The organism is Mesorhizobium sp. M1428, assembly GCF_040317515.1.
Classification (GTDB): domain Bacteria; phylum Pseudomonadota; class Alphaproteobacteria; order Rhizobiales; family Rhizobiaceae; genus Mesorhizobium.
On record NZ_JAMYKT010000003.1, the window covers coordinates 242357 to 254445 of the forward strand.

Here is a 12089-nt window from a genome sequence, read left to right on the forward strand (position 1 = left end):
TTTTCAGCTTCGCGTCCCGCCAGGCAGCGCCGCAAGCGCGGTCGCCGTCTGGTGCTCGTCGAGCGGCTTTTGTTCATCCGACCGTAGCGAAAACTCCACCAGCACCGGCAGATGGTCTGAGCCGGTGTCCTCAAGGGTCGACGCCGAACGGATAACGATGGCGCCCTTGCTGAAAACCTGGTCGATCGGCAGTCCGGCGAAGCGCAGGAAATCCGGCAGCCTTCTGTAGAGCCAGGTCGGGCCGACCGACGGCATTACAGTCAGCTTGCCAAGCGATGCGACGCGCCGGACGGCGGCGCTCCATGGCGCTGCGTTGCAGTCGCCCGCCAGGATCGACGTCTCGCCAAGCGAGGCGATTTCGTCAGACAACCCTCCAATCTGCCGTGATTGGTTGTGCGGCCATGGCCAGGTGAGATGGATGGCGGCGACATCGACGTCGGTTCCGCCGAAATCGACCGTGGCGATCGCCATCGCGCCGCGGCTGTCGCAGTGCGGCTCCGTGCCTATGGCAAACGGTCGTCTGGACAGCAGCGCAACGCCGAACACGCCATTGGGATATGGGCAGAGGATCCGGTGGGGATAGGCGCCGGACAGCAGCCCAAGCTTTTCCTTCCACATTTCGGACACCTCGTCGAGGGTGATCACATCGGGCTGGGTCAGGCCGATCAGCGACAGCACCTTCTCAGGCGTTGGATTGTTGAATCTGAGGTTCATCTGCAGCAAGCGGTAGACCGCCCCGCCACCGGGTTTGACTTCGTAGGCGGCCTGCACCTGCCATAGCCGCGAAAGCGGCAAGGCATTCGACGTGGTGGCAAGGGAGGCTATCGCAAACAGCAATGCGACCGCGGCCTGCAGGCGAAACGAGGTGGCGAGCAGCGGCAGCGCGCAAAGCGCCATCAGCACCGAAAAATGGACGCGGAAATGAGCAAAGGAATCGAGGGCTGGATGCAGCGATCCGAAGAACCCGGCCACCAGCGCCGCCGAGAGTGCAAGCATTGCGACGAATGCCAGAGCAACCGTCATGTCCCGAACATGTGCCATGGCTTTGTCTATCGGCAGAAATGCGTCTCAATCAAGATGACGAAATGTCCTGACCTGGACCGACACATGCAATTCGGCATTTACTGGAAGGCAGTTTCCGAAAAGCTCCTGAGCTTGCGCGAATGCAGTCGCTCCATCGGCATTTCAGCCAGCTTCTCCATCGCCCTGATGCCGATGGTCAGGTGCTGCGCTACTTGCCGCTTGTAGAACTCGGTCGCCATGCCCGGCAACTTCAATTCGCCATGCAGCGGCTTGTCGGATACGCAAAGCAGCGTGCCATAGGGCACCCGGAAGCGGAAGCCATTGGCGGCAATCGTCGCCGATTCCATATCGAGCGCGATCGCCCGCGACTGCGACAGCCTCTGCACCGGCCCGCGCTGGTCGCGCAGCTCCCAATTGCGGTTGTCGATAGTGGCGACGGTGCCGGTGCGCATGATGCGCTTGAGATCATATCCGGAAAGCCCGGTGACCTCGGCGACCGCTTCCTGCAGCGCCACCTGGATTTCGGCTAGCGGCGGGATCGGCACCCAGACCGGAAGATCGTCGTCAAGGACATGGTCTTCCCGTACATAGGCATGCGCCAGCACATAATCGCCCAGCGCCTGCGTGTTGCGCAGGCCGGCGCAATGGCCCAGCATCACCCAGGCATGCGGCCGGAGCACCGCAATATGGTCGGTGATCGTCTTGGCGTTGGAAGGACCAACGCCGATATTGACCATGGTGATGCCGCCATGGTTCGGCTTCTTCAGATGATAGGCCGGCATCTGCGGCAGGCGAGATGGCGCAGCACTCTCACCGGGCGCGCCGCCTCCCACTTTGGTTACGATGTTGCCCGGCTCGACGAACTCGACATATCCGTCACCGCCATTGGCCATCAATTCGCGTGCACGGGCGACGAATTCGTCGATATAGAATTGGTAGTTGGTGAACAGCACGAAGTTCTGGAAATGCTGGGGGCTGGTCGCCGTATAGTGCGACATCCGGTGCAGCGAATAATCGATGCGTTGCGCGGTGAACGGTGCCAGCGGCCGTGCCTCGCCCAATCCCACTTCGAACGTGCCGTTGGCGATCTGGTCATCAGTGCCGTCGAGGTCCGGCACGTCGAACAGGTCACGGATCGGCCGTTTGATGCGTTCGGCAGCAGTGCCGTCGACATGGGTGCCTTCGAGGAAAGCGAAATGCAGCGGGATGGGAGTGGTCGATTCCGAGACTGTGACCGGAACGCCGTGGTTGCGCATGATCAGGCGAAGCTGTTCGGTGAGGTAGCTTTCGAAAAGAGCAGGCTGGGTGATGGTGGTTGAGAAATGTCCCGGCGTCGGCATGTGGCCATAGGCCTGCCGCGAGTCGATCTGTGTGAATGAACTCGTGGTGACGCCGATCTCCGGGTAGAAGGCCCGGTAGCGCTTGTTGTTGTCACCGCCGGCGGCGAGCGCGGTAAATGAATCGCGCAGGAACTTGGTATTGCGGTCGTAAAGCACCTGCAAGGCGGCAACCGCCTTCTTGGCATCGTCGAAGCTCTGTCGGCTAAACGGCTCCGGCGTAACGACAGATTCGATGGCTCGGGGATAGATTCGCTTTTCCATGACCTAATATAGAGAGTTGGGTGCGCCGTTGGGAGGGGGTAAGGCGGTTTCAGGACGCGCTGTGGGCGTTTTTCTTCCCAGTGGCCTAAAGCGCGTCGCGCCCATCCGGCCTAATGTGACACGCTTCAGGTCCCTGCTATCATGCATGCCGTCATCGCAAAACCGCTGCACACTTTTTGCGCGACATGCATCAGCCGCGCCGCAAGCTGACCAGCAGCACAAAGCCGACGCCGGACTTCCTCAGCGCAGGCGCCTCGATGGTCGAACCGGCATCGGCGCGCATCGTCGGCACGGCCAGGACAGGGGCCGCCAGGAGGATCAGGATGAGCGCCGTCCGCGGCAGAAGCCGAAGGGTCTTGACGACATTGGCAGTGAGGCGGGTCATGGCGTGGTTTTCTATGTCTCGCTGGCGGGTTCAGTGGCGAAGCTGGTTCGGGCAACCGAGCCGGCAGGAAATGGCGACGTCCCAGGCGCGGGCCGGACGGCCGGCTTCGGCGACAAGGACGGCGAACAGCATGCCGAACAGGCTCATCAACAGGCAGACGATGGTGAAGCGGCGGGCAAGCATTGCGCGGTGTCTCCTTCAACACGCATGACAATGCCTTGCCCAGGCTGAACCGGCTCTGATCCCGGCGTTCATCTGGGGTTCAAAATGGTTGATGATCTCTGAGAGGATCCGCCTTGAGTGCAGCGACCCATGGCGACGCCATGGCTGCGAGACCGATAACATGAAAACGGGGCCGACTGGCCCCGCTCACCACGGCAGGAAAAGCACGATCAGAGCTTGTGCCAGGTCTGGCTCTTGCAGATCAGCCCGCCGAGCACGCAGCCGCTCATCTTGAGCGAACTGCCGGAAAGCGAAGCCTTGCCCGAATAGGTCTTGTCCGTTTCCGGGTCGGTTATGGTGCCGGCATATTTGTTGTCGCCGGCAACCTTCAGTGAACCGATGTTCTTGCCGGCAAATTTGCCGGATTTGAGCGTAATCGAAAATGCCCCGCCGCCACCCGAAATGGCGGCAGTCGATCCGGCTTGCGTTTTCCAATTGCCTTCGATCGGATCGGCCCATGCCGCGCCGGTCATCACTATTGCGGCCGCGAGGGCCAGGCTCACTTGTCGAAACATGTCTCTCCTCCCTCAGGCAAATCCAATCGCGCTCCGCCCCGGCTGTCTGCCCCTTACGCAAACGTAAGCTAGTCCAGCTCCCGGAAAAACAAAAGCGGTGCTGCGACAGAAGGTTGCGGGTTTTTGCCCGCTCCCGAACGGCCGCGCCGGCGAAAAATGAAACGGGCCGCACACGTCTTTGTCTTCTGTGGTTAGCGGAGTCTTGATCCGCGCCTCGCAAGTTTTCTTTAAATTTTGTGCAAACCGGCGCGATTGCTGGCTTTGTATCCTTAACGAATTTTCGCGTTTACCTCTTGTTTTAGCTTTGTTTTCTTCAAATTAAGCACGCCATTTAACGACGGATTCAAGCCTCCGCGGCATTCTCGAAAGCATCGAAAGAGCGGCCGCCCCCGAAGGTAATCAAGGACACCGAGGGACAGACGGAGACAGCTCTCGGGAGCCAGAACAGGGGATTTGAAATGGCACGTTTTGAAATGCTTGAAGCCGGCTTCGGCGCCATGGGGGCAACTGCCCAGGCCGATATTCTTTTCGAGTTGGGCATGATGTATGCGACCGGCCGCGATTGCGAGACCGATGTCGTCGCCGCCCACAAATGGTTCAACATCGCCGCGATCAAGGGCTCGGGCCGCGCCGCGGAACTGCGCTCTGAATTGTCGGCCGCCATGTCGAAGGTCGAGATCGCCAAGGCGCTGCGCGAAGCCCGCGAATGGATGACGATGCACTGAATTCGCGGGCATCGACTTCACAGGGGTACTGACCTCACAACAGGGACGCTTCGGGTCAAGGCCGCGCAGAGGGCTGGACCCGAAAATCAAGGCCGCGCAAGACGGCTGGGCCAACAAGAACACGGCAGGCGGACGAGCCGTGCAATAAACCGTACAAACAGGGAAGGCGAGCGGATCCCGGTGCTGATACCTCGGGAAGCTCGGTGACAAAAGCCGCGACCGGCCGGAACAAGGCTGGCGCGGCTTTGTCTTTGGGACAGCGTGTTGCAGGCCCAATCGAGTGCCGACGATGCGTCTAGACAGCTCCGGTGAAGGATGAAATTCTCCCGCCACTCTGGAAGAGGCGCGGCCGGGATGGTCGCGCGAGAGTGGAGGAGTTGTGTCACCATGAAGAAATTCAGTATTTTCAGCGCAGCCATATTTGGCCTGATGATGACCGCGCCGGTCGCCTTCGCCGATGACATCACCTTTTCAGTGGTCGGACCGATGACCGGTCAGCTTGCCACCATCGGCGATCAGTTTAAGCAAGGCGCGCAAGCCGCCGCCGACGCGATCAATGCGGCGGGCGGCGTTGACGGCCGCCAGATCAAGCTCGACATCGAGGATGACCAGTGCGATCCGAAGCAGGCGGTTTCGGTCGCCAACCGCATCATCGCCAATGGTGTCAAGTTCATCGATGGCCACGCCTGCTCGGGCTCCAGCATCCCGGCCTCCGCTGTCTACGCCGAAGCCGGTGCGCTGATGATGAGTCCAGCTTCCTCGAACCCGGTGCTGACCGACGCAGCGGCGAAAGCCGGCTGGCCGACGATCATGCGCCTCTATACGCGCGACGATGCGCAGGGCGCTTTCATCGGTCCCTGGATCGCCAAGAAATATGCCGGCAAGAACGTCATCATCCTGCATGACAAGAGCGCCTATGGGCAGGGCGTGGCCGATGCCGTGAAGGCAACGATGAACCAGAACGGTCTCAATGAAGTGCTCTACGAGGGCATCAACGCTGGCGAGAAGGACTATTCCGCGCTTGTTACCAAGCTCAAGGAGCTGAAAGCCGACGTAGTCTATTTCGGCGGCTATCACCCCGAGGCCGGCCTCATCCTGCGCCAGTCGGCGGAGCAGAACCTCAAGTTCCAGTTGATCATGCCCGACTCGATCGCTTCGCCGGAATTCTGGCAGGTTGCCGGTCCGGCCGGCGAAGGCACCATGTTCGTCTTCCCGTCCGATCCGCAGGCGAAGCCCGAAGCCAAGGAAGCCATCGCCAAGATCAAGGCCGGCGGCTTCGTGCCGGAGGGCTTCACGCTGTTTTCCTACGCGGTGATCCAGGCCTTCGCCGAAGGCATCAAACGCGCCGGCAGCGACGATCCGACAAAAGTCGCCGAAGCGTTAAAGAACGGCCAGCCGATCAGCACGGTTGTCGGCTCAGTCACCTTCGACGAGAAGGGCGACCTCAAGAACGTCAGCTACGACATCAACCAGTGGCACGACGGCAAATACGCGCCGATCCAGCCGTGATGGCCGCGGCGCCGCAAGACGCGCTGCTGTAATCGAACATGGCCGGGGTCAAACCCGGCCAGGTTGTTTTTGGCGACGCCTTTGTGACGCGTTCGAGATCACTTCGTGGATAGGGAAACAGCAGCCAGCTGAGGTTCCTCGGCAAAGCGAACCAGCACGGTCCCATCGGTGACCTGCGCGCCTTCGGCAGCGATCTCGGCGATAACCCCGTCATGCGGGGCGGCAATGGTGTGCTCCATCTTCATCGCCTCCAGGATCAGCAGCGGCTGGCCCTTGATCACGGACTCGCCTCTGGCTGCACGCACCAATTTGACCAGGCCGGGCATTGGCGCGCGCAGGCTGCCGGAAGCGGCCGCGGCTTCGTCGGCTCGCGCCAGCGGATCCGGCACGGCAAAACCGTAGCCGATGGCGCCATCGAAGACCGTGACGTGGCCCGGCCAGCGGGCGAGGCGAGGCGCCGCGCGAAGATCATGCGAATTGACGCTCTCATAGGGCGCATCCAGCGCCACCTCGAACCGTCCGTCCGGCCGCACCGACACACGCGCGACGATCTCCTGCTCGCCAAACTTCAGCAGGGTGCGCCGTGCTACAGCGTGGAAATGCGCATAGCCGGCCAGCGACGACCAAGGATCGTCCGAGGATGGCAAGTCGCCCGCACCGGAAGCAGCAAGTGCCGCGGCCGCAATCGTCTCGCCGCTCGGCGGCGGAACCGCCGTCAACGCCTGCTGATGCCTGGCGATCAGGCCGGTATCGACATCGCCCGCCGCAAAATCCGCATCAGCGGCCAGCGCGGCAAGAAAGGCAGTGTTGACCGTCGAGCCGGCGATTTCTGTCTGCGACAACGCCTCGCCAAGTGCCGTGAGCGCCGCCCGTCTATCCTTGCCATGAACGATCAGCTTAGCGATCATCGGGTCGTAAAACGGCGAGATCGCATCACCGGCGCGCACACCGGTTTCGATGCGCATGGTCGCACCCTCCGGTGACGGCTGCGGAAATTTCAGATGGTGCAAGGTGCCGGTCGCCGGCAAAAACCCTCTTGCCGCGTCCTCGGCATAGATGCGCGCCTCGAAGGCGTGGCCGGAGAGCGCGATCTCGCTCTGCGTCTTCGGCAGTTTTTCGCCGGAGGCTACCCGTAGCTGCCACTCGACCAGGTCAATGCCAGTGACCATTTCGGTGATGGGGTGCTCGACCTGCAGGCGGGTGTTCATTTCCATGAACCAGAAACGGTCGGCCTTCAGACCTTGCGAGGCATCGACGATGAACTCGATGGTACCGGCGCCGGAATAGTGGATTGCCTTGGCGGCTTTCACCGCCGCCTCGGTCATCGCCTTGCGCAGTGCTGGCGTCATGCCCGGGGCAGGCGCCTCCTCAATCACCTTCTGGTGGCGGCGCTGCGCCGAGCAGTCACGTTCGTGAAGATGCACGGCGTTGCCGAAATTGTCACCAAACACCTGCACTTCGATGTGGCGCGGCTTGTCGACATATTTTTCCACCAAGACGCGGTCGTCACCGAACGCGGCTTTCGCCTCGCGCCGTGCGCCCGACAGTGCTTCAGAAAAATCATCGGGATGCTCGACACGCCGCATGCCCTTGCCGCCGCCGCCGGCGCGCGCCTTGATCAGCACCGGGTAGCCTATCTCGCGCGCCTTGGAGGCGAGCAACACGATCTCCTGCGCTTCGCCATGGTAGCCCGGAACGACAGGCACGCCGGCCTTTTCCATCAGCCGCTTGGCCGCGTCCTTCAGTCCCATGGCACGGATCGAGGCCGCCGACGGCCCAATGAAGATCAGCCCAGCCGCCGCGACCTGGTCGACGAAATCGGGGTTTTCCGAAAGAAAGCCGTAGCCCGGATGGATGGCCTCGGCACCTGTGGCCAAGGCCGCCGCGATGATCTTGTCGCCGCGCAGATAGCTTTCGGTGGCGGGAGAGGCGCCGATATGCACCGCTTCGTCGGCCATTTCGATATGCAAGGCGTGAGCGTCGGCGTCGGAATAGACGGCGACGCTGCGCACACCCATCCTGCGTGCCGTGCGGATCACCCGGCAGGCGATCTCGCCACGGTTAGCGATCAGGATCTTGGCGAACATCGGGCCTCCACAGGCAGAGCTTGCCGCCAACGGCGCGAATTCTCGTCACGCGAGCTGCGGCGATGCCCTGCTTTGTAGTCTGGCGGTCAAAGGGTAGGCAAGCGAGGCCTGCCTACTTTGAGGCCGCGATTTCGCAAGCTCCCCCGGTCGTGACCTTGTAACGGTTGCGGGTGGCCTGACAGGATTTCATCGCCATATCCTCGGCAGCCTTTTGCGAGGGCGCATTCAAGCGTGAGCCGCACAGGATGTACAACGAACGCACCCGGGAATACGGAGTGGTCGCATAAGCTGAATGGCCGCTGGCCGCCACATAGGCCTTATATGCCTTGGTGCATGGCCGATCCGCGGTTGCCGGAAAATACGGGTAGAAGCGGACGTCGCCCTTGCTTCCAGCCAGTGATTCCGCCGTGCCGACATTGGGGCTCGAGATTAGAAGCAACCCAGTTATTAGCAAGACGACTGCTTGTTTGACGCTGATAGACTTCATTTTTTCCCACCCATTGGAAACGTCGAAGGCGCCGAGTGTCGGCCTATTTGGAGGCAGCTATGGCGCATGCCCTGCAGTCGTGACCTTGTACTTGCTGCGCGCGGACTGGCAGGACTTCAACGCCAGCGCTTCGGCAGCCTTCTGGGATGTTGCATTCAGATAAGCACCGCAAATAGTGAATTCGGTTGCCCAGTTGAACGGCGTCATCGCGTAGGCCGAGTGACCGCCAGCCGCCACATAGTCCTTGTAATTCTTGCCGCAGCCTCCGATTGCATAGGCCTTGTAGGCCTTGGTACATGGATCCTTCGGGTTCTGCGGCAAATAGGGATAGAAACGGGTCTCGCCCTTGCTTCCTGCCAACGACTCCGCTGCACCGACGCCAGGCGTCGCTAATATAAGCAACCCCGCAAGTATATGCACAGTTGTTCTCTGAAAAACCCGCCGCCTCATCTTCGCCCAATCCCCATTGGTATTTGCGATGATCAATAGCCGCGATTCTTTCGTCTGGCCAGATCAAGAAGCAAAAAATAGTTATGGAGATGTGGACGGGTGCCGCCGGCGCAGGGTCACACCCTGCCGAGTGCAGCAACGACCCGCCGATACAATTCGGCCGTCGGCTCGTCGAAGCAGCAGAAAATGACGATTTCCGGAACCGCGTGCTGGCCGATGAAGGCGCTCACCGTGCCAACGGCGACCTGCGTCGCCTGATCCTTCGGATAGCGGTAGACGCCGGTCGAGATCGCTGGAAACGCCACCGTCCGGCAGTCTTTTGCGGCGGCTATTTCGAGCGACCGGCGATAGCACGAGGCGAGCAGTTCGCCCTCTCCTTTGCTGCCGCCTTGCCAGACCGGCCCGACCGTATGGATGATGTAGCGCGCGGGCAGCCTGTAGCCCTTGGTGATCTTTGCGTCTCCGACCTTGCAGCCATTCAAGGTCCGGCATTCTGCCAGAAGCTCGGGGCCGGCCGCGCGGTGAATGGCGCCGTCGACGCCGCCACCGCCGAGAAGCGAGGTGTTGGCGGCGTTGACGATGGCATCGACCGCCAGCTTCGTGATGTCGCCGGTTTGAATGCGAATCCTCTGGCCGGTTTCTCTCATCTCACATCCTGAACACGCCGAAGCGTGTCTCCTCGATCTCGGCATTGAGCGCGGCCGAAAGGCTGAGCGCCAGCACTTCGCGGGTCTTGGCCGGGTCGATAATGCCGTCGTCCCAGAGCCTTGCCGACGAATAGAGCGGATGGCCCTCGTGCTCGTACTTCATCAGGATCGGCTTCTTGAATTTCGCTTCCTCCTCGGCGCTCCATTCGCCGCCCTTGCGCTCGATGCCTTCGCGCTTGACGACGGCCAGTACCGTTGCCGCCTGCTCGCCGCCCATCACCGAAATGCGGGCATTCGGCCACATCCACAGGAAGCGTGGTGAATAGGCGCGTCCGCACATGCCGTAATTGCCGGCGCCGAACGAGCCGCCGATGATCATCGTTACTTTCGGCACCTTGGCGGTGGCGACCGCCATCACCAACTTGGCGCCGTCCTTGGCAATGCCGCCGGCCTCGTATTTTCGCCCGACCATGAAGCCGGTGATGTTCTGCAGAAAAATCAGCGGCACCCTGCGCTGGCAGCACAGCTCGATGAAGTGCGCGCCCTTCAGCGCGCTTTCCGAAAACAGCACGCCATTGTTGGCGACGATGCCGACCGGCATGCGGCTGAGATGAGCGAAGCCGGTGACCAGCGTGGTGCCGTAATTCTGCTTGAACTCATCGAATTCGGAGCCGTCGACGATGCGGGCGATCACCTCGCGCACGTCGTAGGGCTGGCGCAGATCCGTCGGTACGATGCCGTAGAGTTCATGTGGATCGTGAAGCGGCGGAATCGATTTCTTCAGGGCCAGGCTTACAGTTTTGTTCCGATTCAGGTTTTTGACGATACGCCGGCATATGGCCAGCGCATGCTCGTCGTCGAGCGCATAGTGGTCGGCAACGCCGGAAAGCCTTGTATGCACGTCGGCACCACCGAGGTCCTCGGCGGTGACGTCCTCGCCGGTGGCCGCCTTCACCAGCGGTGGCCCGCCGAGAAAGATGGTTGCCTGGTTGCGCACCATGATTGTCTCGTCCGACATCGCAGGCACATAGGCGCCGCCGGCCGTGCACGAACCCATGACGCAGGCGATCTGCGGAATGCCGGCGGCCGACATGTTGGCCTGGTTGTAGAAGATGCGGCCGAAATGATCGCGGTCGGGAAACACCTCGTCCTGGTTGGGCAGATTGGCGCCGCCGCTGTCGACCAGATAGACGCAAGGCAGATTGTTCTGCAATGCGATCTCCTGTGCACGCAGATGCTTCTTCACCGTCAGCGGATAGTAGGTGCCGCCCTTCACCGTGGCGTCATTGACGACGACCATCACTTCGGTGCCTTCGACGCGGCCGATGCCGGCGATGAGGCCGGCCGAAGGGACGTCCTCGCCATACATCGACCAAGCGGCGAACTGGCCGATTTCGAGGAAGGGCGAGCCGGTATCGAGCAATTGGGCGAGGCGTTGCCGCGGCAGGAGCTTGCCGCGCGAGACGTGCCGTTCACGCGCTTCCTCCGAGCCACCGCGCTCGATGGCGGCAGCTTTTTCAGCGATGTCGGCGACCAGCGCCCGCATGCGCTCGGCATTGGCGCGGAAGGCGTCGGAGGCGGGCGAGATCTGCGAGGTGAGGGGGGCCATAGCGTTACCGGATCAGCTCGATCTTGCAGCCGACATCGAGGTCGCCCCAGTCGCGATCGGCGGTGACGGCAATGGCATTCTCGCGAATTGCCAGCGCCAGGCAAGCCCGATCGCCCAGCGACAAGCCGCGATGCCGCGTCAATTGGCGAAGCTGCCCGGCCGCGATGCCCATCGCGTCGTCGAAAACGGCGATCGGCATGCCGAGACTGGCGAGGTCGTCCGCGGCCTGTTCCATGCTGCGACCCTTGTCGATCAGCTTGGCGATGATTTCGGCCGCATTGACTGAACTGCATTGTGCGTCCGGCGCGAACCCCAACGCATTGTCGGTGCCTTGCTCGTTGAGCAGGATTGCGAGCGCCGCCGAGCTGTCCATGACGTACGGCTTCATTTCGCCCGCTTTCCCGTTGTGCCTTCGGCGTGAAGCCGGTCGAGACGCTTGTCGCTTCGACGCTGCTCTTCCCGTCGCTCTTTCAGAAATTCGTCGACGACGCTTTCACCGGGCCGTTTCAGCGCTGACAATTCGGCCTGCACGCGTCGCAGATTCTGCAGCCACGATCTTACCCGCAGCTCGCCGTTTTCGACATGAAGAATCATGTCCTCGCCAGGCTTCAGGCCCATCTCCTCCCGCATCGCGGCCGGGATGACGAAGCGCCCGCCCTCGCCAAGCTTGACCCGCTCGCGTTTCGCCGGAACCCGAAGCTGTGGTTGGCGAGCGCCGGCATCGAACCGTGCTTGCGGATCTTCTTCAAGTCCGGACTTTCCCGTTTTGCCAGCCATGGTCCGTCTCGCCTGTGTTGTGGCACATATTCCGAAGTGTGCCACATCGTGC

General features: G+C 61.7%; 14 protein-coding genes. 2 read left to right on the forward strand and 12 right to left on the reverse strand.

The window, feature by feature from the left end; genetic code table 11:
- Positions 1-3 precede the first annotated feature (3 nt).
- The 5 genes from NKG60_RS06315 to NKG60_RS06335 all read right to left on the reverse strand — a co-directional run bounded on the left by NKG60_RS06315 (position 4) and on the right by NKG60_RS06335 (position 3746).
- Entirely contained in the window at positions 4-1041 is a 1038-nt protein-coding gene (locus tag NKG60_RS06315) for an endonuclease/exonuclease/phosphatase family protein (protein WP_352974475.1), read from the reverse strand.
- A gap of 80 nt (positions 1042-1121) precedes the next feature.
- The gene (locus NKG60_RS06320) at positions 1122-2624 is read right to left on the reverse strand and encodes an AMP nucleosidase (RefSeq protein WP_352490870.1); all 1503 of its coding nucleotides are present in this window, start codon (positions 2622-2624) and stop codon (positions 1122-1124) included.
- A gap of 190 nt (positions 2625-2814) precedes the next feature.
- On the reverse strand, positions 2815-3009 hold the full coding sequence (locus tag NKG60_RS06325; protein WP_352862695.1) for a hypothetical protein: 195 nt from the start codon (positions 3007-3009) through the stop codon (positions 2815-2817).
- A gap of 30 nt (positions 3010-3039) precedes the next feature.
- Entirely contained in the window at positions 3040-3192 is a 153-nt protein-coding gene (locus NKG60_RS06330; protein ID WP_023718367.1) for a hypothetical protein, read from the reverse strand.
- Between the two features lie 209 nt (positions 3193-3401).
- The gene (locus NKG60_RS06335; protein WP_352490872.1) at positions 3402-3746 is read right to left on the reverse strand and encodes a DUF2147 domain-containing protein; all 345 of its coding nucleotides are present in this window, start codon (positions 3744-3746) and stop codon (positions 3402-3404) included.
- Between the two features lie 458 nt (positions 3747-4204).
- Here NKG60_RS06335 and NKG60_RS06340 point away from each other — a divergent pair, with 458 nt between their 5' ends.
- Both NKG60_RS06340 and NKG60_RS06345 read left to right on the forward strand, forming a co-directional pair.
- A complete protein-coding gene (locus tag NKG60_RS06340; protein WP_224590565.1) occupies positions 4205-4471 on the forward strand; it encodes an SEL1-like repeat protein in 267 nt (88 codons plus the stop codon).
- Between the two features lie 387 nt (positions 4472-4858).
- The gene (locus NKG60_RS06345; RefSeq protein ID WP_352974478.1) at positions 4859-5980 is read left to right on the forward strand and encodes an ABC transporter substrate-binding protein; all 1122 of its coding nucleotides are present in this window, start codon (positions 4859-4861) and stop codon (positions 5978-5980) included.
- 98 nt (positions 5981-6078) lie between these two features.
- On the opposite strand, the gene NKG60_RS06350 is transcribed toward NKG60_RS06345, so the two are convergent.
- From NKG60_RS06350 to NKG60_RS06380, 7 genes are all read right to left on the reverse strand, one after another.
- Entirely contained in the window at positions 6079-8067 is a 1989-nt protein-coding gene (locus NKG60_RS06350; protein WP_352974481.1) for an acetyl/propionyl/methylcrotonyl-CoA carboxylase subunit alpha, read from the reverse strand.
- A gap of 112 nt (positions 8068-8179) precedes the next feature.
- Positions 8180-8554, reverse strand: coding sequence for a hypothetical protein (locus NKG60_RS06355; protein WP_352974483.1), 375 nt, complete (start codon positions 8552-8554; stop codon positions 8180-8182).
- 57 nt (positions 8555-8611) lie between these two features.
- Positions 8612-8914: a hypothetical protein gene (locus NKG60_RS06360; RefSeq protein WP_352974485.1), complete on the reverse strand. Its 303-nt coding sequence runs from the start codon at positions 8912-8914 to the stop codon at positions 8612-8614.
- 206 nt (positions 8915-9120) lie between these two features.
- On the reverse strand, positions 9121-9651 hold the full coding sequence (locus NKG60_RS06365; RefSeq protein ID WP_352974488.1) for an O-acetyl-ADP-ribose deacetylase: 531 nt from the start codon (positions 9649-9651) through the stop codon (positions 9121-9123).
- A 1-nt stretch (position 9652) separates the two neighbouring features.
- A complete protein-coding gene (locus NKG60_RS06370) occupies positions 9653-11260 on the reverse strand; it encodes a carboxyl transferase domain-containing protein (protein WP_352974489.1) in 1608 nt (535 codons plus the stop codon).
- A gap of 4 nt (positions 11261-11264) precedes the next feature.
- A complete protein-coding gene (locus tag NKG60_RS06375; RefSeq protein ID WP_023677795.1) occupies positions 11265-11648 on the reverse strand; it encodes a type II toxin-antitoxin system VapC family toxin in 384 nt (127 codons plus the stop codon).
- Positions 11645-12037 (reverse strand): AbrB/MazE/SpoVT family DNA-binding domain-containing protein, encoded by a 393-nt coding sequence (locus NKG60_RS06380; protein WP_352974490.1) that lies wholly within the window; start codon positions 12035-12037, stop codon positions 11645-11647. Before NKG60_RS06380 ends, NKG60_RS06375 begins: the two co-directional genes overlap by 4 nt.
- Positions 12038-12089 lie beyond the last annotated feature (52 nt).

What these genes read in the sequence shown, in the direction of transcription:
- NKG60_RS06315 (WP_352974475.1), bottom strand. Translation starts at nt 1,041, where the DNA reads ATGGCACATGTTCGGGACATGACGGTTGCTCTGGCATTCGTCGCAATG.
- NKG60_RS06320 (WP_352490870.1), bottom strand. Translation starts at nt 2,624, where the DNA reads ATGGAAAAGCGAATCTATCCCCGAGCCATCGAATCTGTCGTTACGCCG.
- NKG60_RS06325 (WP_352862695.1), bottom strand. Translation starts at nt 3,009, where the DNA reads ATGACCCGCCTCACTGCCAATGTCGTCAAGACCCTTCGGCTTCTGCCG.
- NKG60_RS06330 (WP_023718367.1), bottom strand. Translation starts at nt 3,192, where the DNA reads ATGCTTGCCCGCCGCTTCACCATCGTCTGCCTGTTGATGAGCCTGTTC.
- NKG60_RS06335 (WP_352490872.1), bottom strand. Translation starts at nt 3,746, where the DNA reads ATGTTTCGACAAGTGAGCCTGGCCCTCGCGGCCGCAATAGTGATGACC.
- NKG60_RS06340 (WP_224590565.1), top strand. Translation starts at nt 4,205, where the DNA reads ATGGCACGTTTTGAAATGCTTGAAGCCGGCTTCGGCGCCATGGGGGCA.
- NKG60_RS06345 (WP_352974478.1), top strand. Translation starts at nt 4,859, where the DNA reads ATGAAGAAATTCAGTATTTTCAGCGCAGCCATATTTGGCCTGATGATG.
- NKG60_RS06350 (WP_352974481.1), bottom strand. Translation starts at nt 8,067, where the DNA reads ATGTTCGCCAAGATCCTGATCGCTAACCGTGGCGAGATCGCCTGCCGG.
- NKG60_RS06355 (WP_352974483.1), bottom strand. Translation starts at nt 8,554, where the DNA reads ATGAAGTCTATCAGCGTCAAACAAGCAGTCGTCTTGCTAATAACTGGG.
- NKG60_RS06365 (WP_352974488.1), bottom strand. Translation starts at nt 9,651, where the DNA reads ATGAGAGAAACCGGCCAGAGGATTCGCATTCAAACCGGCGACATCACG.
- NKG60_RS06370 (WP_352974489.1), bottom strand. Translation starts at nt 11,260, where the DNA reads ATGGCCCCCCTCACCTCGCAGATCTCGCCCGCCTCCGACGCCTTCCGC.
- NKG60_RS06375 (WP_023677795.1), bottom strand. Translation starts at nt 11,648, where the DNA reads ATGAAGCCGTACGTCATGGACAGCTCGGCGGCGCTCGCAATCCTGCTC.
- NKG60_RS06380 (WP_352974490.1), bottom strand. Translation starts at nt 12,037, where the DNA reads ATGGCTGGCAAAACGGGAAAGTCCGGACTTGAAGAAGATCCGCAAGCA.